22 protein-coding genes are annotated in these 20,391 nt (G+C 62.7%); 3 read left to right on the top strand and 19 right to left on the bottom strand.

Annotated elements, in window-relative coordinates; translation table 11 throughout:
- Together ACOJSI_RS18675 and ACOJSI_RS18670 are read right to left on the bottom strand one after the other, a co-directional pair.
- Window positions 1-555 (bottom strand): hypothetical protein (locus tag ACOJSI_RS18675; RefSeq protein WP_420139825.1); only part of this gene is annotated, 555 nt, incomplete at its 3' end.
- Window positions 555-1,145, bottom strand: a complete 591-nt coding sequence (locus tag ACOJSI_RS18670; RefSeq protein ID WP_420139824.1) for a hypothetical protein — start codon at window positions 1,143-1,145, stop codon at window positions 555-557. The genes ACOJSI_RS18670 and ACOJSI_RS18675, both read right to left, overlap by 1 nt.
- A 185-nt stretch (window positions 1,146-1,330) precedes the next feature.
- Here ACOJSI_RS18670 and ACOJSI_RS18665 point away from each other — a divergent pair, with 185 nt between their 5' ends.
- On the top strand, window positions 1,331-2,572 hold the full coding sequence (locus ACOJSI_RS18665) for an AAA family ATPase (protein ID WP_420139823.1): 1,242 nt from the start codon (window positions 1,331-1,333) through the stop codon (window positions 2,570-2,572).
- A gap of 490 nt (window positions 2,573-3,062) precedes the next feature.
- Window positions 3,063-3,359 carry a hypothetical protein gene (locus ACOJSI_RS18660; protein ID WP_420139822.1) on the top strand — a complete coding sequence of 99 codons (297 nt, stop codon included), beginning with the start codon at window positions 3,063-3,065 and terminating at the stop codon, window positions 3,357-3,359.
- Between the two features lie 2 nt (window positions 3,360-3,361).
- Here ACOJSI_RS18660 and ACOJSI_RS18655 read toward each other — a convergent pair whose 3' ends face one another.
- The 16 genes from ACOJSI_RS18655 to ACOJSI_RS18580 form a co-directional block, all read right to left on the bottom strand.
- Window positions 3,362-6,616, bottom strand: coding sequence for a hypothetical protein (locus ACOJSI_RS18655; RefSeq protein ID WP_420139821.1), 3,255 nt, complete (start codon window positions 6,614-6,616; stop codon window positions 3,362-3,364).
- Window positions 6,616-6,798, bottom strand: coding sequence for a hypothetical protein (locus tag ACOJSI_RS18650; RefSeq protein ID WP_420139820.1), 183 nt, complete (start codon window positions 6,796-6,798; stop codon window positions 6,616-6,618). The genes ACOJSI_RS18655 and ACOJSI_RS18650 overlap by 1 nt, the downstream gene beginning before the upstream one ends.
- Entirely contained in the window at window positions 6,798-7,274 is a 477-nt protein-coding gene (locus ACOJSI_RS18645) for a gene transfer agent family protein (protein ID WP_420139819.1), read from the bottom strand. The genes ACOJSI_RS18650 and ACOJSI_RS18645 overlap by 1 nt, the downstream gene beginning before the upstream one ends.
- 3 nt (window positions 7,275-7,277) lie before the next feature.
- Window positions 7,278-7,742: a hypothetical protein gene (locus tag ACOJSI_RS18640; RefSeq protein WP_420139818.1), complete on the bottom strand. Its 465-nt coding sequence runs from the start codon at window positions 7,740-7,742 to the stop codon at window positions 7,278-7,280.
- A 78-nt stretch (window positions 7,743-7,820) separates the two neighbouring features.
- Entirely contained in the window at window positions 7,821-8,267 is a 447-nt protein-coding gene (gp17, locus tag ACOJSI_RS18635) for a tail completion protein gp17 (RefSeq protein ID WP_420139817.1), read from the bottom strand.
- The gene (locus ACOJSI_RS18630) at window positions 8,267-8,680 is read right to left on the bottom strand and encodes a hypothetical protein (RefSeq protein WP_420139816.1); all 414 of its coding nucleotides are present in this window, start codon (window positions 8,678-8,680) and stop codon (window positions 8,267-8,269) included. The genes gp17 and ACOJSI_RS18630 overlap by 1 nt, the downstream gene beginning before the upstream one ends.
- A complete protein-coding gene (locus ACOJSI_RS18625; RefSeq protein WP_420139815.1) occupies window positions 8,677-9,057 on the bottom strand; it encodes a hypothetical protein in 381 nt (126 codons plus the stop codon). The genes ACOJSI_RS18630 and ACOJSI_RS18625 overlap by 4 nt, the downstream gene beginning before the upstream one ends.
- Window positions 9,057-9,503, bottom strand: a complete 447-nt coding sequence (locus ACOJSI_RS18620) for a DUF4054 domain-containing protein (RefSeq protein ID WP_420139814.1) — start codon at window positions 9,501-9,503, stop codon at window positions 9,057-9,059. The genes ACOJSI_RS18625 and ACOJSI_RS18620 overlap by 1 nt, the downstream gene beginning before the upstream one ends.
- A gap of 111 nt (window positions 9,504-9,614) precedes the next feature.
- Entirely contained in the window at window positions 9,615-11,168 is a 1,554-nt protein-coding gene (locus tag ACOJSI_RS18615) for a hypothetical protein (RefSeq protein WP_420139813.1), read from the bottom strand.
- 253 nt (window positions 11,169-11,421) lie between these two features.
- Complete coding sequence (locus tag ACOJSI_RS18610; RefSeq protein WP_420139812.1) at window positions 11,422-11,862, bottom strand: hypothetical protein; 441 nt, start codon at window positions 11,860-11,862, stop codon at window positions 11,422-11,424.
- Between the two features lie 3 nt (window positions 11,863-11,865).
- Complete coding sequence (locus ACOJSI_RS18605) at window positions 11,866-12,768, bottom strand: major capsid family protein (protein WP_420139811.1); 903 nt, start codon at window positions 12,766-12,768, stop codon at window positions 11,866-11,868.
- Between the two features lie 113 nt (window positions 12,769-12,881).
- Window positions 12,882-13,331, bottom strand: coding sequence for a structural cement protein Gp24 (locus ACOJSI_RS18600; protein ID WP_420139810.1), 450 nt, complete (start codon window positions 13,329-13,331; stop codon window positions 12,882-12,884).
- A 15-nt stretch (window positions 13,332-13,346) separates the two neighbouring features.
- Window positions 13,347-14,492: a DUF2213 domain-containing protein gene (locus ACOJSI_RS18595; protein WP_420139809.1), complete on the bottom strand. Its 1,146-nt coding sequence runs from the start codon at window positions 14,490-14,492 to the stop codon at window positions 13,347-13,349.
- A 43-nt stretch (window positions 14,493-14,535) separates the two neighbouring features.
- Window positions 14,536-14,802 (bottom strand): hypothetical protein, encoded by a 267-nt coding sequence (locus ACOJSI_RS18590; protein ID WP_420139808.1) that lies wholly within the window; start codon window positions 14,800-14,802, stop codon window positions 14,536-14,538.
- A 476-nt stretch (window positions 14,803-15,278) separates the two neighbouring features.
- Window positions 15,279-16,118: a hypothetical protein gene (locus ACOJSI_RS18585; protein WP_420139807.1), complete on the bottom strand. Its 840-nt coding sequence runs from the start codon at window positions 16,116-16,118 to the stop codon at window positions 15,279-15,281.
- 121 nt (window positions 16,119-16,239) lie between these two features.
- Window positions 16,240-18,237: an anti-CBASS protein Acb1 family protein gene (locus ACOJSI_RS18580; protein ID WP_420139806.1), complete on the bottom strand. Its 1,998-nt coding sequence runs from the start codon at window positions 18,235-18,237 to the stop codon at window positions 16,240-16,242.
- 63 nt (window positions 18,238-18,300) lie between these two features.
- On the opposite strand from ACOJSI_RS18580, the gene ACOJSI_RS18575 reads away from it, so the two are divergent.
- Entirely contained in the window at window positions 18,301-18,819 is a 519-nt protein-coding gene (locus ACOJSI_RS18575) for a hypothetical protein (RefSeq protein ID WP_420139805.1), read from the top strand.
- Here ACOJSI_RS18575 and terL read toward each other — a convergent pair.
- The coding region (terL, locus tag ACOJSI_RS18570) for a phage terminase large subunit (RefSeq protein ID WP_420139804.1) at window positions 18,816-20,391 on the bottom strand (1,576 nt) is incomplete at its 5' end. The genes ACOJSI_RS18575 and terL overlap by 4 nt on opposite strands.

The raw sequence follows: 20,391 nt of genomic DNA, 5'->3' as shown, positions 1-20,391 counted from the left end.
GATGGATGCCGCGGCGGATTGATCGCCCGGATCGAACTCGGCTTGGCTCAGATAGGTGCGGCCCGACGCCTGCCGGATGAAGGCCAGATAGCTTTCGATGTCGAGCTGGATGATCTGTTGCGTCGCGTCGCCGATGATCTTCGGCACCGTCATGTAGCCGGTAAACCACGGCCAGACCGCCCCGACCTGCTGCAGCGCCTCGTTGATCTGCAACTGCCACAGGCGGGCTACCCTGCCCTGCCAGTTGGCCTTGTTGCCGATTTGGTTGAGCAGCTGGCCGTCGACACCGATCAGGCCGGACAGAGTGCAGGTGACGGTATCCGCCCCGCCCTCTTTCATCGTGATCGTGCTGATCGAGATTAACTCGGGATCGACGGCCGAGAACCGGAAGCCGTCCAGATCCTCGTCACCGGTTCCGGAAAAGTCGATGCTGTAGGGCGCTGTCGTGACCCGGATTGGGTCGCCCAGGATGTCCAGGAACCCGCAATAGATCGGGATGACCGGAGCCGAGTAAGACCGCAGCGCCGCCTTGGCGAGATCGTCCGGACCCGCCATTAGAAGCTCTCTTCCACGTCGAACTGCGCGAAATCGATCCGGTCGGGATAGCTGCCGGTCCAACCGGCGCCGGGGTTGGCGAGCTTCACCAGGCAGGTCGGGTTCACCACCTCGACCGCCAGCCCGTTGATGGCCGAATTGCGTAGCGGATTGCTGAGCCGGAGCGTGGCCAGGCCGGACCCGTTAAGGGTCGCCGTGTCCATGTTCATCAGCAGCTGATCAGCCACGGTCAGCTTGTGGCCGCGCTTAAGGGTCATTCCGGCTGGGCCGCTGACGATCAGCGCATAACCGCCGCCGCCGCTCACGCTAACCGCGCGGGGGATCGGGAACTGCGGCCGCAGCGTCGCCGGCATGCGGAAGCTGTTGACCCGCCCCTTCAGCTCTACCCGGAACGCCTCCAGGTCGAGCGCGGCATCCTCGGACATCTTCGGCTCGATCGAGACCTTAGCCATCCAGCGACCCGAGAGGGACAGGATGGCGATTTGCTCGCGCTTGGTCCACTCAGAGCGGCTCGCTTGCGTGTCAGGGTCCGGCGGTGTCCACTCGACCGACGTTAGGAAGGCACATGTCGGCCAAGTGAGGATCGCCATAGCGCCCGCGAAGGTGTGACGAGCGCGGGCGCCATGTTACCGCCGTCAGTCCGGGCAAGCCGTTTAGCCGGACATCACGGCAGTTTACAGAAAAGAGGATCCGAGCTGCATGGCAGGCGTTAGTGTCTATTGAAAATTGAGTCTAATGGCTTTAATGAGCCCAGGAGCTAAATTTAGGTTTTCCGATGGACAACGTTTTTCCCAACCCGTTCAAGCCTGGGGCAGGCCACATGCCACCCTATCTAGCCGGCAGGGAGGATGAGGAGCGCCAGTTCCGGAAATTGCTTTCGCAATCAGAGATTCTCGAAAACCTGATCCTTACCGGCCTTCGTGGGGTAGGGAAAACAGTGTTGCTCGAAACCTTTAAGCCAATGGCTATCCAAGAGGGGTGGCTTTGGGTCGGCACCGATTTTTCCGAAGCTATCAGCGTCAGCGAGCAGAACCTTGCCTTGCGCCTGATCACAGACCTCGCGGTCGTGACATCGGTATTCACCTTGAATGCTGGCACGCGACCTCAGGCCGGTTTTGGAGTTCCAGACTCTCCAATCGTTCAGCAAGTTAACTACGCTTTTCTTGCAAATATGTACGAACAACAGCCTGGCCTTATAACGGATAAGCTGAAGGCCGTGCTAGAGTTTGTATGGACGCTGGTTCAACAAACGGACCGTAAGGGCATTGTCTTCGCGTACGATGAAGCTCAGAATCTATCCGACAATGCTGGAAAGGAGCAATACCCTCTATCGGTTTTGCTTGATGTGTTTCAGTCTTTGCAGCGCAAGAAAATCCCGTTCATGTTAGCACTCTCTGGATTACCCACGCTTTTCCCAAAGCTCGTAGATGCGAGAACGTTCGCTGAGCGCATGTTTCGCGTCGTAAACTTGGGTCAGCTCTCGGGGCCCGACTCCGCGCTAGCGATCACCAAACCCATCGAGGCTTCCAATTGCCCTATCTCGTTCTCGGATGTCTCGGTGGAGGTAATCACTGAACTATCGGGAGGTTACCCATATTTTATTCAGTTTATATGTCGAGAAGTCTACGACGTGTGGATACAGCAGATCGGGGCAGGACAGGAAGAATCTCCTATCCCAGTCGCCGAAATCATACGGAAGCTGGATACTGATTTCTTTGCTGGCAGATGGGCGAACGCTACCGACCGCCAGCGTGAGCTCATGTGGGTGATTTCAGAGCTTGAAAATTGCGATAGCGAATTTTCAGTACAAGAAATTGTCTTGAAATCATCAGTTATGATTTCAAAGCCATTTACTAGCAGTCACGCCAACCAAATTCTGTCTGCCTTAGCTAATGCCGGCCTTATTTATAGAAATCGCCATGGAAAGTATATGTTCGCGGTACCTTTGATGGCCGATTTTGTCAGACGCCAAGCAGATATAGGGACTTCCGGTATGTCACTGCTCACCACAGGTTGAGGATTAGCCATGGCTGAGTTCACAGTACGGGTCGAACTACATGGAGGAAGCGACCATCATTACGAGTTGCTGCACTCCTTTATGCTCGCCCATGGCTTTCAGCGCGAGATAGTCGGGGTCGACAACTCACGCGCTCGAGCAGCATGGCGACTTCCGGCCGGCGAGTACAACTATGTCAGCGACGCGTCAGCTGCCGCGGTTCGCGATCAGGTTAAGGTTCTCGCGGACTCGGTGAGGCCTGGTGCTTGGGTGCTTGTCACGAAAGTTGCGGAACGAGCTTGGACTACACAGAAGCTGCGCGTACTCTGACAAGGCTTTTTGCCGCTTCACACAACTAACTGCGAACGCTGGAGCCGTCCGCAAACCGCAAGGCGAAGAACATAGTGTTTTCCTCTGATTTAACCCTACTGCCCGCGGAAGCCCACGCCGGCTCGCCTAACGCATCGCCTCTAAGGCTGCTCCCCATGTTTTCGCCTTGCATGCGCCCAAGATGCGTGTGCAGATTGGCCCTATGGATAAGCCGCCGATCCGCAGCAGCGGAAGTACTGAAATCGGGCCAGCGATTGACACGCTGTGCCAGGGGATATGTTACGCGATCACATACACGTTTGTGGAACTTGCTGCCGCAAATCTGCTGACCCTTCCCGAGGCAGCGGATCGGATGCGCAATATTAGCAAGGCACTCCGCGATCCGCGGCAATCTTCGCACAACGTTGGCGAGGGCATCGCCGTAAAGATCGACGATATGGCGAGCATTATGGAACGAGGCGGATTGCCTCTGAACTAATTTCACCCCACGCCGCGGGGAAGACCCGGCCGGGCTGCGGATGTTAAAGTAGCCGTTTTCGATGCTTGCACGATCGATGGGGCAATTTGCGCCACAACGGTAATCGCCGCGCCCTGGGCCTGTTCACGCACGGAGGTCACGAACATGGGCGACGGCTCTACGGCGATGACGTGCTTTACGGTCATCGCTCCGCTCCCACCGCCGCCTTTGACAGCTGTGTTGGGCGAGATGCTGCCCGAGACCGGCGGCACGAACACCTCCGCCCGATGCTCCCCGACCACATAGGGCACGCCCGCCACGACGTTGCCGCCGGCAGCGCGCGCTCCGCGCACCCCGAACGCCTTGCCGATCGCGGAGAGGATGCCACCGCCCCCGCCCGTCGCGCTACTGAAGATGGAAAGCGCCGCCCGCTGCAGCCCGATCTTGATCAGATCCTGGACGAACTGTCCCGCAATGCCATGTAGCTTGAGGAACTGGCCTACTGTCTCAGCCAGCTTGTCGTTGAGGTTGGTCAGCCCGTTCGCTGCCGCCTGCTCCACCGCCTCGTTCACCTCCTGAGCGGTGCGGGGCAGCGTGTCGAGATATTGCTTCAGCGGACCGGCGTCGCGCCGCTCGATGTTTTCCCTCTCGGCCGCTGTCTGCCCGGGCAGGGCCGCACGACGAGCCTTTGCATCCTGCACCTCATCCGGTGACGATCGCGGATTGTTGATCACGCCGTCGAGCTGGGCTTCCTTCTGCCGGCGGGCGTTCTCCAAAAGCTGCAGCTCGATATCGCGACGTTTGGCGGCGGTGCGGGCAAGCGACAGGCGGGAGGACAGCAGATCGGCGTCGATATCGAGCGTGGTCTGCAGGTGCTGTGTCTGCGCCTGTAGAACGCCGACTTGGCGGGTCTGCTCGATCCCGGCGAGCTCGGCATCATGCGCAGCCTTCGCCGCTGCCTTCAGCTGGGTTGCCCGCGCCTCTTCCAGCTTGGCATCGGCGCCGCGGTTGACGTTGCGCTCCTGCTCAAGCCGGATGTCGTCGAGCTGGCGCTGATAGCTGCGTTCCAGCAGCTGGCGCTCGATCTCGGCCTGCGCGTTGATGTCACCGGTCTGCTGTTCCTTCGCGCGCAGCTCGTCTTCCTGCAGCCGGGCGAGCTGATCGTTATATTGGCGCTCACGCTGCAGCCGCTCGTTTTCCAGCGACTGCGCCGATTTGCGCTTCGGGGGCTTGGGCGCGAACAGGTTGGATGTGTCGCCGGGAGATCCTGGCTGTGGCGCCGTCACGCCGCTTTGCGCCTTGGAGGCCCGATCAGCCGCGAGGATCCGCTGGCGTTCGGCGTTTAGCCGTACATAGGCCGCGTATCGGCCACTCGCGGTGTCGGCGACGTTTTCCAGCCCTGGGATCGCGGTGTTGAGGTTGGCACGGATCGCGCTGCCGCCCGACAGCGTCGTTACGCCGCCGGAGCTGCTTGCACTGAGACCGGCCGCGTTAACCTTGCGGATCTGATCGATGCGGTTCAGCTCGTTCAGCGCTGCGGCATTGCGCTGCGCGAGCGCGCGACGCCCCTCCGCGTTGCCCAATAGGTCCGAGAAGGCCTGCGACCGCGTCTTGTTCGGATCGTTGCCGAGCAGACCGGACGCGAAGTTGGTCAGTCCGGAGCTGTTGAGGATGTCCAGATTGCCCCGGTTGGTCATCGCGCTGAAGAACTTCAACGCGCCCTCGGCGGCATGGAAGAAGGCCGTGGCCAGCGTCTCGATCGCGCCCGCATTGTTCGCCACGGTACCGGCGATGTCGCGCTGTAGCTGGTTGCCCAGCAGCTCGAGCTTGCGTGCGGTCTGATCCGCATTCTGGATCTGCTCGTCGGACAGCAGCCCGCCCGTCTTCTCGATCGATGCGGCAAGCGCTTCAAAGCTGGCGGTGCCGCCGGAGAGGATCGGGTCAAGCCGGCGCAGCTGCTCCCCGCCCAACGCTGTCTCGATCGCGAAGCGGCGCGCCTGATCCGGGATCTTCGAGAGCCGGTCCACGATCGTCGGCAAGATGTCGCTGAGCGACTTATACCCGTCGCGTGCATTGCCGACGTCAATGTTGAGCGCAGCGAATAGCTTCTGCTGTTCCTCCCCGCCCTGCTGGGCCCGGCCGAGGTTGCCGGCGAGCTGGCCCACGCTTTCGCGGAATTGCTCTGTTGTGACGCCCGCCTGCTGCGCCGCAGTCTGGTAGACCTGCAGATCGTGAGTGGTGAGGCCGAGCTGATCCGACTGCTGTTTCAGGCTCTGCGCATAATCCAGACCGCTTTTGGCGAGGGCGATCGTGACGGCTACGGCGCCCGCGGTCGCAATGCCGGCCCCGGCCCCGAGGCCCGGATTGTAGCCCAGCGTCGCGCCGCCTGCGAACTGTCCCAGCCCCGATTTGCCTCCAGCCGTTCTGCCGACGTTGCGGGCCCGCGCCACCTCGATTGCGGCGATCTCGGCCTCGGCGCGGAGCGTAGCCTGGTCATCGCTCAGCCCGGCGCGCTTGTAGGCGTTGATGCGGGCCAGATAGGAAATCTGATCCTGTAGCTCGCGCTTCTCATCACCTTGGAGCACGCGGACCCGCGCCTGCAGGTCGAACCGATCCGCAAGCAGGTGGTTGATCTCCTTCTCGACCGCCACATCCTCAGTCGCGGCAGGCGCTACCGGGCTGTTGGGGATCTTGGAGCCGCCAGCAGGTATCACCCGTCCGAAGTTGGCTCCGGTGCCTGGCTGGATGCCGCCGGACGTCAGGGAGCGGTCAACCATGGCCGCGATCCGTGTCCGTGCAGCTTCTTCCCGGGCCGCTGCAGCCACGACGGCGTCGGCTGCGACCTTGGCCGCCGCAGCGCGCTTTTCCGCCTCCCGCTGGGCCGCAGCCGTGGCCTTGGCGGCGGCGCGCTCCGCCGCTTCCTTGGCTTTCTGCTCGGCCTTGGCCGCTTCCGCCACCGCGCGAGCCGAGGCCCGCTCTGCGTCCGCCTTCTCCTTCGCCGCCGCCTTCGCCGCAGCCGCAGCGGCCCTGTCAGCATCAGAGACGGCCTTCTTCGCTCGTGTCATTCGAGCGCTGGATTGCTCCTCGGCCTGCGCCATGTCGGCGACGCCCGCCTTGTACTTGCGTCCTTCCGCGCCAAGGTCGAAGGTCTGCACCTTCAGCTTATCGATCGACGCCTTGAACCGGCCGTGCGCCGCGGTGGCGCGGTCGAACGTCTCCACGTAGCCTTGATCACGCGCGATAAGCTCGGCGATGATGCTGTCGACAACCTCGGCCATCAGTCGGGCATCCTTGCTAGGCCGCGATCAGCGATGCGCTGCTGGCGGCGTGCGACGAAGTCGGGATCGGGCGCCTCCGCCTCTTCCTCAGTGTCTTGGTTGTGTCGCGCGCCCCAGGTCCAGAGCAGCGCCTGATATTCCCACCATGCGAGCCGCTTCAGCTCGGACGGCGGGATGTTCATCATGGCGCCGTTGGTGAGCGCCGCTGCCCAGTCGAGCTTTTCTTCGGGGTCGCCGGCCCTGCCGCCGGCTTGCCTTTTTTTGGCGGGGAATACCCGTGGACCAGAGCGTGCAGGATCGCATAGGCCAGCGCCCAGATCTGCGTCATCGCCATGCGTTGGTCGCTGATGCCGATCAGATAGGCTTGCACCAGGTCGTTCGCGCGCACGGCGCTGACCTTGACGTCCTCACCATCGACCATGCCCTCCCCGCCGCCGATCAGCGCCTGGCGGATGACCTCGACCAGCTCAGGAAAGCGATATTCCGCGAGGTCGGGGAAGATCTCACCATCGGCAAAGCCGTAGCGGCCCTTGGACGTGCGGGCATAGATCGCGCCGAGCCCCGCGCCGGCGGCGCGCTCGATCTCTTTGATTTGCTCGAGACCGAGCGCGAATTTGTACGTGCCGTTGGCGAACGGGAACGCCGCCCAGGTCTGCATGGCTTACGCCGCGTCGTGCCAGAGAACCTGCCCGTCGGAGATCCAGGTGAACTGGTCGGTGACGTTGGCACCGTCTGCCCCGCCGACCTGGCGGTTGGTCAGGACGAAGTAACCTTCGTAATATCCAGCATCCACCTCATCGTCGGCAGGCTCGCCGACAATGAAGCGATACTTGAGGCGCTTGCCGACGATCGCGCGGACGATCGGAGCCTGCGCGCGATTGTAGAGGCCGCTGCCAGAGATATCGAACTGCTCGCCGTTGACGTTCACAACGCGGACCGGAGCCTTTTCCTTGTCCTCGCAGTCGCGAATGAAGTCGTCGGTGGTGTTGAACTGATGCGTGAAGTTGCGGGTGGTCAGACCGCAGAGGATGGTCGGCGTCGTGGTGTCGGCCGAGCCGCTGCCGATGGCCGGCTTGAAGACCGCGACGTCGAAATACTGACCTTTGACGATCGACGGATCGGACATCGAAATGCTCCTTCAGCTCACGCTGGTGAATATCGTAGCCGTCGAATTAAGGAGCGGCCGCGCCCCGAGTTACCGCCGTCAGCCTGCAACTTCGGCTAAGAAGGTGACGGTGGTCATCCAGGCGCTCGCCTCGTCGCCGTCGCGCTGAGGGGATGAGCCGATCCACGTCAGCCGTACCTTGCCCGCATTGCCCTCCAGCGTGAGCGTGGCGCCGTCGAGCGCATCCTTGATCGCGGACCCGATCTTCAGGATCTGATCCTCGGCCGTGGCGATCGTCGCGCCGCCGGCGTTGAGCAGGGCCTGACTGAAGGCCTGAATGCTGATCCGCAGCGCAGAGCTGTTGAGGCCGGATGCCCGGAACGGCGTGGCCGAGATGCTGCCGAAGCGGGTGAACGGGAAAGTGCGAGACGCCGGCACGGTGCTGGGCCACATCGAGCCGGGCGGGATCAGCGCGGTCAGTGCAGCGAATCCCTTCATGCGGGGCAGGATCGCGCGCCGTACGGGGAGGATGAAATCCTGAGCCATCAGCGGCCCCTCATCTCGCGGAAGCGGCCCACCAGCGCCTCAAAGATCTCGGCGCGGTGGCGCTCTGCGGCCGGCTCGAGGAACGGGCGGGCCTCCATCTTGGACGTACCCCGCTCCTGATAGAGGGCATGGTCGCTGTCAGCGATCACGCCGCTGCGCACCTCTCCGGGGAGGTCGATCGTCTCGATCGGGCGGATCGAGCTGTCCAGATCGCCCGTGTCGGCGTTCGGTGGCTGACCGGGGGCGGACGGCACGTGGGCGCGTCCACTACTGCCACCGGCGCGGATCGATTTCGCCGCATCGTCAGCGATGACCCGCGCGCCGTATTCCAGCTCCTCTGCTAGCGCGGGGCGCACAAGCGCAGGCGCCATCCGCAGCAGCCGGTCGCCGTGCTTGTCGGTAACCTTGATCACGCCGCCTCGCGACCTGTGCCGGCCCAATAGATGCCCATGGCGTCGCGCTGGAGCCCTGAGACTTGCCACAGGCCAGCGTTAGGCCCGGTGATGACCTGAACCCGCTCATCGGCCGTCAGATCGCCTTCCAGGCTGGCCGTGAGGATCAGGAACAGCATGTCGCCACGCACGTAGCCGGCTGATTGCTGCATATCCCACGTCGCCTTGTCGATCTGCACCATGCAGGCGCGCTCTGTGGGGCCGCCCGGGACGATAATTGACCCGCCATCATCATAGACCGGATCGGTCTCGCCCAGCACTTTGCCAGCGACGTATGGCCCGCCAAAGCGGGCGCTGACGCCGGCCGCAACGTTGGCGAAGGTGGCGGCGAGGTCCATCAGATGTGCCAGGGCGGCAGAGGCCCGGCAAATCCGTTGAAGCCCGGGTTGCAGTCGATCCCGCCCCCGCCCAGCACGCGCGCCCCGCCTTTGTTGCGCGCCAGCAGGTCGGCGTAATCCTGACCGTACGGCGTCGACGCCCAGCCGCCCTTGACCGCCGCCTTCACCGCATCGGCGCTGAACTCGATCGAGACGCTGGCGGATTTGAAGCTGGTGATCCCGGCGGAGGCGTCGACCGTCCCGCTGGTGCCCAGCACGCCCGCGCGAGCCATGCGGTGCGCTGCGGCGGCTTGCACGGCCGGCGAGAAGTCTCGCTCGGACCAGCTCTGATCAGCGTCGCCGCCATTCGCCTGGTCGAGATAGATCTGGATCGTGGCGTCGGACACCGCCGCGAACGCGGGATAGCGCGCCTTTAGGTCTACGGGCGTCGGCGCTTCATAAGGCATGCCGCAATGTCCGGATCTGGGTCGCCAATCGCTACCGCCGTCAGCCCACTTGCGCGAGAAAACGGGCCGAGGTTTCCCCCGGCCCGTTCAACGTTTCCAAGTCGATAAGGCTTACGGCCCGACGTTGTTCGAGGTGTTGTTATTTGCAGTGGTGCTGTTGTTGATCACGCCTGCCTGACATGCGTTAACATGATTTTGCGGCCCGGGGACGGACTTCGAGAAAACGTTTCCCGTCCAGTTTGTATAGCTCACGCCAGCGTTGATCATGCCCCCGGCTGCCATAGTCCAACCGATATCCCCGAGGGTATCGTCTCCGCAGAAGATATTGCCCGTGACCGTAGCAAAGCTGCTGCCGAGCTGGATGCCGGCAGCACCGATGTTGAACCTATTGCAGCCATAGATGTGATTGCCGACTGCGGAGAAATGGCTGGCTTCCACATAAATGCAGGGGCCGCCGGCATACTTGAACCAGTTATTAGCCAGGGTGACGGTGATTGCGTTGGTTGCAGAAGCTGGGAAGCGCTTAGGAGCGATGTACAACCCATTGTCGGCGGGAAAATCGGGCGAGCCACCGCGGATCCAGGAATCGGTCATCTTAAAGCCGTCGATCAGATCGGTCAGCTCGATGATCTTGTATCCACCCGGCTCATGGCTCTCGACCTCAAAATCTAACAGGGTGAAGAACCCTGGGCAGTTATTCTGTGTTTCGATGTCGCAAGACGCCTTGATCGCGCGACCCTTCGTCTCGCAGATCGTATTGTTCCATTGGACAGTTTGCACAAATTCAGTGGCGCGATAGCAATTCCCGCCGGTGCCGACGCTCACGACAACGTGATCGAACGTGACTGTATCCAATTGGCGGTACGATTGGCTCGGACGGCCCGTCATAACGACCCCGTCACAGGCAGCCAGATCGTAGCTGTCGATCCTCGAATTTAAGATGTTGATCGTGTTGCCGCCCTTGATACTGATGCCTGTGCAGGCACCTTCCAGAGCGACGTTAGCGATAGTGACAACCGAATAGTGCTCGAGCGCTATGAAGGCCCCCAGGCGCGTGCCGGGCTGATTGAAAATTTCGAGGTCTCGTATCGAGAAGCCGAAGCCGTAGTCTTCGGTTCCGGCATAATTCGCGCTAATAACGGGCAGGTTTGCATCACTCCCAACCAGTGCGTGGATCACCGTGCCCTTAACCGGGGGACTAGCGTTGAGCGAACGCCGCGCCCCGATACCTGCGCCAACGATTTCGATGCCCGGGCAAGGGACGCTGAGCGTCTTGGAGACGTTGTAAACGCCCGCGGGGATGTAGAGGAGCCCGCCACCGTTCGTAGTCTTGTTGCACATGTAATTAAGTGCCGCTTGCAGGCAGTCGCTCGCATCCCCGGTACCGCTCGCCTGAGACGCAGTGCAAAAATCTGTGGCCATGGTGCCCTCTTGAGCGCGGGCTAATGCCGAGTGCGTCGGCGGTGTCACGGTGGTGGTGCCGCCGCCGCCTGCCGGGATCGTGACAGGGGCAAATTGGGTGTACGAGCTGTTGATGTTCTGAGCCGTCGCTGACTGCGCCGAAAGGAGCAGTGCGAGTAAGGCGAAGAAGCACGCAATCGCGCGGTAGATGGGAGGCGCTTCCCGACCTGGCGTCGGGCCTCCTTGAAAATCTAGAGACAACATAGAAAAAATCCCTCACATGGCCCCGCCCGGTCGACGGGTGCGGGGCGTTTGCGGCTAGGCCAGCCGCGCGTGGCGAGGTTCTGTCTCGTCGGTTGCCGGGTTGCCGCCCGGCACCCCCGTTTCGGCCGAGACCGTCGTGAGGTGTGGGCCGTTACTGCCGCTCCCGAGAGCACGCCGTTACCGCCGTCAGACAAAGAAAAAGGGCCGCCACTCCGGAGAGCGACGGCCCTGTAAGGCTCAGGGAGGACAGAGTTTACGCGACTTTGCGCTTGGCGTCCGGCGCGACCTCGGTGATCGCGGCGCGGGTCAGCGGGGAGCCGACCACAGCAGCGACGGCATCAACGTTGGGCTCGCCAGCCTTCGTCCAGTGCGCGTCGTTCTTGTGATCCAAGCCTGCGACCGCATCGCGGATCCGGTGCGGCTTCAGCTCCTCGTTCGCGGTGTCGAGCTTGCTCTGCAGATCGGCGACCTGCTCGGTCAGGGCTTTCACCTGCCCGGTCAGCTCCTCGTTCGCGGCGTTGAGCTCGGCCCCACCTTCGGCCTCCTTCGGCCCGCCGGCGCGGATGTCGGGATGCAGCTTATCGATCTTATCCTTGTCGAGATCTATCGACTTGCCCGCGTCGATCAGGACGGTGGTGCCATCCTTCATGTTGACGCCGCGCGCGCCCGGTGCGGTGTTGGTGAACTGCGCCATGTCTTAGATCCCATCCACGAAGGTGATGGCCTTGGGGATGCGGTTCTCGTAGCCGCCGATCGACATGATCCCCGGCTTTTCCCACGAGAACGGCCCCTTCTGCCATTCCGGAAAGAACTGATGGCCGCCACCGGGCAGGTGGAAGCGATGCACCTCGCGGGTGTTAGCGTAGGCGATCAGACGCTTGGTGCCGCCCGCGCCGGCCGTCTCGAGGTGGCGGCTCTTCTTGATGACGAGGTTCGGCACCACCGAGTTGGCCTGGATATACGCCAGGACCGACATGCCGGTGTCGGTCATCCGCTTGGACGCAAGATTGTTGTAGGTGGACGTCGGCAGCGCCAGTGTGGTGGCAAGATAGGTTTCGCCCGTGTTGACCTCGATCGACGTAAGGGCGTCGTTGACGATGCCAGCCGCTGCATCCGGGTTCGATACCGAGATGGCCGCCGACGCGGTCACCGTGGTCGCCTGCGGGTTGTTGATGAACCCGGTCGCGAACTTGAGGCCGTCGCCCTTCATGCCGACCTTGTGGATGAAGCGCTCGGCCGTGCTGGTCGCCGCACCCGCCTTGTCGGCGAGGAGATTGCCGCCGAGCTGCTGCGAACGCTCCAGGTCGCCGCGGTTCCACTTGTAGCCGATCGCGGCCATGTGGTTTTCCTGCAGGAACTGGGTCCGGCTGGTGTCGGCATAGGGCATGTCGTCCGCCGCCACGTCGAACCATTCCGGCTTGCCCGCGATGTCGCCCGAGTAGAACAGCGAGCCGGCAGTCCAGATCGAGCCAGCCGTATCGACGGGCATAAACTCGGCATAATCTGCGGCCGGATACTTCACCATGTAGACGCCCTGCTCGACCGTCAGCAGCTGCGGCGAGAGGAAGGACATGACTTGCTGCGCGTCATCGAGGTTCACGCCCCGAATGGCATCGGCAAAGGCCGGAACGTTGCAACCGGGCTGCGCAACCAGGTGCGCAACTGCGGCGGCGACGGAGTCGAAAAAGATAGGCTTCGTCATGATGGCCCCCGTTAGCGGCGCACGACGCGGACGATGCCCGCGGCCGTGATGGTGTCGTGGAAGGTCCAGCCCGTCGCGATCTGGTTGCTCGTCGCGACGTTGGTGATCAGGCCAGCCGGTGTGATGTAGACCTGATCGTCAGCCGCGACGGCAACCGAGGCGGTGACCCAGATCTTGCCGCGGTTCTTGATCGGGATGGTGTCGCCCGGCGCGAAGGTATCGGCCGCGCGGTTCGGGGTGACCACCAAGCCTTTGCGAGCGATGGCGAACCCGCGAATGTTCGCGTTGGGTGTCAGGCTGCAGCCGCGGTCGGCCGCACCCTTGAACAGAGCACGGCCAAAGGCGCAGGCGGTGGCGCCTTCCAGCGTGGCGCTGATGATGTTGGAAATCTCGCCGTCGGCTTCCATGCCGGGCATGCCGACCGGGATATCCTCGCCGAAGGTGTTCTGAAGAACGGCCATGTTCGTGGTCTCCTATTAAGCGGCCGTGGCGGCGTGGGCGTTTTCCTTGCCCGCCAGCCAGGTCTTGCGAGCCGACGCGACATTGGCGCGCGCGTCACCGATGTTGGCGGGCTGCTGGATCAGGCCGTCGCGGATCGTGTCCGTTCCCGCGTCGCCGATGAGCGCGAGCGAGGTCGCGAACGACGTCTCGTACTGCGCGTCGGTCCAGCCCTTGGCAGCGTCGCCCAAGCGGGCCATCACGGCCGTCTTGCGGATCGTGGCCTCGTCCATGGCATCGGTGATGCCGGCGGTGGGCGCGATGCGCTGGGCATCGGTCACCAGCTTGGCGAAGGCCTTGCCGGCCTCCACCTTCTGCTGCGGCGTGAGGGTCGCATCCTTGACCGCCTGCGTCAGCGTGGCGATCTCGGCATCCTTGGCCGCGATGGTGGTGACGTGAGCCGCCACCGTGGATTCTGCCGGCGTGGCGCGGTTGAGCGCATCCGACAGCGTGGTGTTGAGCGAACCGACCGCCAGAGCCACGGCGGCGCCGTCGCTCAGGTCGACCTCGGCGTCGCCGATCTTGATCTTCATGGTGGGTTTCTCCTGGTCGCGAAGGTGTGCGGGGCGCTCGTCGATTATGACGAGGGAGTCAGTGACGCGCAGATCGGAGCCGCCCCGGGCCCGGCCGCACATGGCGAGATGATTGTAGCGGGGTGGCGTGATCGAGCCGTCGAAAGCTTCATCGCCGAACTTCCCCGGCGTCATCTCGAGGTCGGCGCCGTAGCCCCACGAGAACTCGGGGTGCGTGGTCTGAACCGCGGCCACGCCCTTCGCGTCCATGATCATGATCGGCACGACCATGGTGTCGCCGTCGCGCATGATCTCGCCGCCCGTGTCGCCGACCGACAGCTCCTTCCAATTCGCCGCGGTCACATCCTCCTTGGGATGGTCCATGACGATCGGCCGGTGCAGCGCGGTGTGCAGCGAATCCTTGGCGAAGATCGAGGCTTCCGGGCGGAAGATCCGGTAGGGCGTGCCATCCGCCTTGGGCGGCAGGCCTAGCTCGTGCGGCTGGTAATCCTGGATGTTGTTGGCGCGGGCCACCCGAGCGCGCGCGACGAAGTGCCCTTCCCGCGTGATGCGGGCCGGGCCGTCGATGAAGGCGCGATCGTTAAATTGCATGGCGGCATCAGATGCCGCCACTCAGGTCCTGACGTTACCGTCGTCAGAGATGCCGGGCTTGGTCGGAGGTCAAGCCTTCCTTCTCCACTGCGGAGAGAAACGCACTGATCCAGTCAACCTTTTCTTGCAGTTCTGCCCGCAGAAGCCTGTAACCGAATACCACGGCGTCTTCCACGCGCCCGCTTTCGGGTATATCAAACCTTATTGAGTGCTCGCCCACAATAATGTTGTCATCGTCCTTGACTTGCCATGTCATCATCGCATCGACACCGTCAGCACCGATCGAAATACCCTGGTAGTTGAACTGCATCTCTGGCTCTCCAAACCGCGGCCCGATTATCTGCCACGCCGAACACGGGTGCGCGATCACATATCTGACTCACGGGAATGCTGCTTTGCAAGACTTCGGTCGCATTGATGCTGCCGGCAATGCTTGCCCAGTTGGGCCGGACCCGAAGGCCCGACCCGCTGGGATTAGTGGACCAGCTTCCATATTTCGATCAGAAGCAGCACGAATGCTGACGGATCGATGTCGAAGGAAGGACGGCGCATAGCGCAACCTTTCACAACGACGACGTCGTCGATTGTAATTTGCCCGTGCACGGGCGGCGGCACTCCATAAGAAGAGCGTATGTCTGGGGGGCCCATTTGGGGGCTATCTAAGCCGGTGGGTACTGCACTCCCGCTTGTCTTCGGGTGAGTGCGACTCCGGCAAGCACCGATCTGTCGACAATCGGCAAAAGAGTCAAGAAGGACTCTGGCAGAGGCGCTCTGCCCCCCTCTCATTTATTCATACAGCGGCTCTTCCCAGCACTTGCACCCCGGCAGAGTGCCGGCTCGATCATTGGGCGCGCGATCCTCGCGATAGATCCGCCGATCGCGCGCCTTGTGATCATCCCTCGGATGCTTCTGCGGCGTGTGGCGCCACCTGAACCGGGCAAGCCCAGCCGCCACGCGCCGCGCCCGATCGAATGCCCGCGAGGCCTTCTCGGTCTGATCAACGCCGATCCGCGCCGCCCTCTTCCTTGCTTTGGCGATGATGGCATTGAACTCGCCCTGCACCTCACGCGCCGGCTTCATCGCGATAGCCGCCGCCACGAACGCCGCCGCGATCTTGCCATGCGTGTCCTGATGTACCGACTGGGCGAGCTGCTGGCCCCATACGGAGGCGTTGGCGAGATCGTTTCGCACCTCTGACGGGCTGGTGAGCGTAGACACGTCGAGGCCGGTCGCAGCGCTGATCCTGCCGGCCCATTGGACGCGGTGCCATTGCTCGAACCGGGCCAGCGCGGCGTTGATCCTGGTGATGATCATCGGCCGGTTGTGCAGGATCCTGATTGCCGCGCGATCGACCTCGGCCGTGATGCTGGCGGCCGATCCTTCCGCGCGAGCCACGGCATAGGCTCGCATCAAGGCGTCACGCTCCCCCGCCCATGCCCGCACAACATCGAAATAGGGCGCTGCCATGGTCGAGCGCAGCGCTTCGGTTGGCGCGATCTGGCGGAAAGGGCGCGGCTTGATCTTGTTCTGCCGGATCAGGGTGGGCAGGTCATAGCGCCGCCCGATCAGCAGCAGCGCCAGCGCGGCGGCGGCCTCTTCCCGGCGATCGTCAGGCTGCGACGCCATCAGTTGAAGCCGCCCCTAGAAACCGCTACATAGTGGGCGGAGCCCGTCGTCATGGGAAAGCCGTATAGAGTGGGGTAACCCGTAAGCCGGTTCGACATCACTCGCCTCGGGCTCCACCTCATCACAGCTTCTTCAGCATCGATTTGAGCGCGACCACCTTGTCGCCCCGCAACTCCTCGACGTAGCGATATTCGTGTCCCTCGATCGCAGCGACATACTCCAGGCGCTGATGCTTCCGGGCGCCAGGCTTGCCGATCGCGTTGACCGTGTGAGCCTCTTCCACGATCTGGGGGATGCGTGCGAAATCGCCTTTCTTGACGGCAACCTGTCCCCGCGCTGTTTCACCGTCAGGGTCGCCGTGCGAGCGCATGACGTGTCGAATATCGCTGCTCTGAAGCACGCGGTCGTGGCCGCTGATATCGATGCCGGTCTGCTCACGCACCTTTGCCGCATTGGCTTCCGAAACCTTGCCCAGTGAGGTGGTGGAATGCTCCTTGCCTGACCCCAGCGCCCGGGTGACATGCTCCTGAACCACATTCTTGTTGGTCCACCGCCCGCCCTCGCCGCGCGGATGCTCAGCTTCGGAATAGCCGTGGCCGCCGCCGCGCTTGCGGCTATCGGCGAAAGGGGGCTCGGCCGTTGACCTACCCCCCTCAATCAATGCGCTCAGCTGGTCGGCCAGGTTCACGGGAATACCGTGCGCGGACATGAAAGAGATCAACGCATCGTTGGCAGCTCGGCGTAGCGGCACCCCATTGCCGCCAGTCCCTTGATCACCTCCTCTCGGTTCGGGGTTCAACACATCCTCGTCCTCATCGTCATTGTCGGCGCTGAGGGAGGGGAAGCGCTCGTCTTTTGGTATCTCGGCCAATGCACCATCGAGGCCGGGATAAAGACCATCCTCTACCAATTGATTCTGGACGCCCTTCGAAAGCGCCCGATCCGGTAACAGCCCCGTGCTGGCATAGATTTGCGTCGTCTCGGCCTTGGTCTTGCCGATGTCGGCTAGCTCCTTCTCCGACAGCACCGACAATGGCGCGAAGGAAAAGACTGCGTTGGGGTCGCTGATGCCGAGCGATGGTAGCATGACCGCGTCCAGCCGCTCGAGAAGCGGCCGAAGCTCATTCTCCTGCCGACCGCTGACCATCGTGTTGTAGTTGCGCTCGTCGCCCTCCCCCGTGGCGTTCATGCCGTCGGGCGCCTTGCCGAGGAGCCGTGTCGCCGGGATGCCTGTCGCGCCGGCCACGATCGAGAGATAGGTCTTAATGATGTCCGGCATGCCGGCCCAATTCACCTGGCGCTGCTGCCAATCTTCCAAGCTATCGATGATGAGCGCCTGATGCGTGGATGCCCCCATGTTGGCGAGACGCATGCGCTCCATGAAGCGCTTCTCGTATTCCGCGGTGGCCGCATTCTGCATCAGGTCCGGCATCTTGATGATGTCGAGCCGCGCCTTGCTGATCAGAGAGGCGAAGCCCGATTGGGCAAGATCTGCATTGCTAACGGCCTCGGAGATCGCCTGCGCAACGGGATCGCCCCAATACGCCTCATCCTGCTGCGCCATCCCCATGTCCGGCACCTGCAGGCCCTTGAATGCAATAACGCGCGAGGGATGAATCCTGAAGGATCCGTTCGCGCTCGCGATCTCGAAGTAAGCGGGCTCACCGAAGAACGGCGCCGCCGGATCGCGGATGATGTCGCCCAAGGTGAGCTGATGGCGACTCATCACATGCACGAACTTGAGCGCGCCCGTCGGGACCTTGCTCGGCAAGGCTCGTGATGCGTCGTCGCCAAGGCTCAGGATCAACGCACCGCCACCCAATCGGCCAAGGATCAGTGCACGCCTTACCTTCTCGCGGAGGCCAAGCCGACGTTCCTCGGCTTCGAGCTTCTCGATCTGAGCGTCTTCGGCCTGCCAGTCGCGCCAAGCCCGCGTCATGTCGTACGCGGGGATGTCCACAGCATTGCGCATTAACCAGGAGGAGCGATAGCTCGCTTCGATCTGCTGCTGTGTGAGCCGGTTCAGAGTATGAAAGTTGTAGCGGTTCGCATCGTTCGACGTGCCCGCGCCGGTCATGAGGTTGACCAGGCGGTCAACGAAGCGGATTACCTGGCCCATAGGTGCTGAAGGTGCCGAGTGGGCTCCACAGTTGTTACCGCCGTCAGCGAGGAGAGCAAACCAGTGGAAGTTGCCGCTTTTCGATCGCCGCTCACCGAGCATGAATTAGCCGAGCTTGGCCGCGCGACGGTCAATTGGGGGCTGGTCGACCTATTCGCAGAGGCGCTGATCCTGATGATCAGAGGCAACGACCGCGAAAATGTGGTCAAGCAGATGATTGTGCCAAAGATCAGAATGCTTCGGGAATTGGCACCCGAAGTCGGGAATGACGACGCCCGACGGGAGATCGGAGAGTTTTGCGACCAAATCGACGACCTGGCATCTATGCGGAACCACGCCACCCATGGCTTCTGGGGCTGGCATTTGAACCTCCAAGGCAGGCCTGCAGCAGCACATTCGCACAAGGCTCCCGGCCAGCCTATCAAGGGCGAGGACATCACCCACATCGCTGATCAAATCGCTATCGCGACCAGAAAAGCGAATGATGCACTTGATAGGCTAATCGGGTTTGATTCCACGGGAGTCGACTATCCGCGCAACCTTTATTTCGGATCAGAACCGCCCGGGCCTGTCGTGGCCTAGAGATTTGCCAGGGTGTAGCTGCTCCCCAGTGCGAGTTCATTGATCGCATCAGCGAAGGCGTCAACCTGATCGTCGTGTGCCGACGCCGGGAAGGTGGTCACCTCGGCAAGGAACGGCTCGATCCACGAATCACGATCTGCATCGCCGGTCTTCAGGATCGATACGTTGCCAGCCTCACACTGCACCGCCGCCGGCGTCGCGCGCGTGGCCTTGTCGCCCGTCGCAGGTTTGGACACGACCTGAAATCCAGCCAGAGCTCGTATCGACGTCTCGACCTGCGCCTTACCGGCTTGCCCGGGATCCTGAGTGATCCGGATCGTCGTAGCGACACCGTCCAGCATCGCGACGGCCTTCGTAGTGGCCTGCACCTCCATGGGTGAGCCCTGAAACCTATTTACGTTCTCGATCAGGAAGGTGCCATCCTCACCGCGGCTGACCTTCACGCCGGCGGTCCAGTCCGGCTTGTTCGTCGTTGTTTTCTTGGTCGCCGCCCAATCCCAGGCACGGCAGCGCTTGCGACTCCCGGCCGGGATAGCGCCCACCAACTTGAACCATGACCGCTTAAACAGCCCGCCTTCGCGCGCCGTCGGGCGCTGCTGGTACTGGCCCGCCCACGCATACGAGCCCATGTCGCGCTTAAGCCCGTCGATGACGTGCCTCGGGAAGCGTTCAGGATCCAGCAGCTCGCCATCGTCGCGGCGGGGATCAATGAAGCCTATCGCTGTCTCTCGCGCGCGCTCCGGCTCGAACTCCATCGGCAGCATCAGGTGGACGTAGCCCATGCCGAACTTCTCGATAACGCCCGAGATATCCTCTTCGTGCAGCCGCTGCATCACGACGACGATCGCGGACTTATCCTGATCATTGAGGCGGTTGGTTGCGCCCTCCCGGAATTTGCGCGTGGTCGCCGTCCGTTCCGCTTCTGATTCCGCCGTCTCGGTCGAGTGCGGATCGTCGATGATCAGACGGTCGCCGCGCTGCGACGTCAGCGATCCGAACGCGACACCCTCGCGCGTGCCGGTGCTGCTGTTCGCAAAGCTGGTCTCGCCGGTCCTGGTCAGCACCACCTCAGGCCAGAGCGCGCGGTACCAATCCGACAGCATCAGGTCGCGCGTCTTACGGGTGTCGCGCTTCACCGGGCCATCGTTGAACGACGTCGTGAGGTAGCGAAGCGAGCGGCGTCCCTTCGGCCCCCACTCCCATGCCGGCCACAGCACGGACACGATCAGCGACTTGGAAGAACCCGGCGGCACGTTGATCAGCAGTCGGTTGATCCGGCCGTCAGTCACCGCCTCAAGATGCTGGCAGATCGCATCGATGTGCCAATTGTGGACGTAGCGCTGCGTCGGCTCGAGGATGTGCCAGGCTTCGCGGATAAAGCCCACCAGCGTGGAGCAGCGGTTGCGTATACTTTCGAGGTTGTGGGCGAGCTCGCGTCGCTCCTCCTCCTCACGCCGCGCCCGTGCGCGTCGGGCGCGCTCGTCCAGCAGCGCCAGGTATTCCCGGTCAGTGAGCGGTTGGGCGCTTGCCATTTTCCGCCTCATGCGCCGCGATGCGCGCCGCGATCTCCTC

The sequence above is a fragment of the Sphingomonas sp. genome (genome assembly GCF_048595155.1).
Classification (GTDB): Bacteria; Pseudomonadota; Alphaproteobacteria; order Sphingomonadales; family Sphingomonadaceae; genus Sphingomonas_I.
The sequence above is the reverse complement of the archived record's forward strand: the minus strand, read 5'-3'. Positions and strand labels throughout refer to the sequence as shown.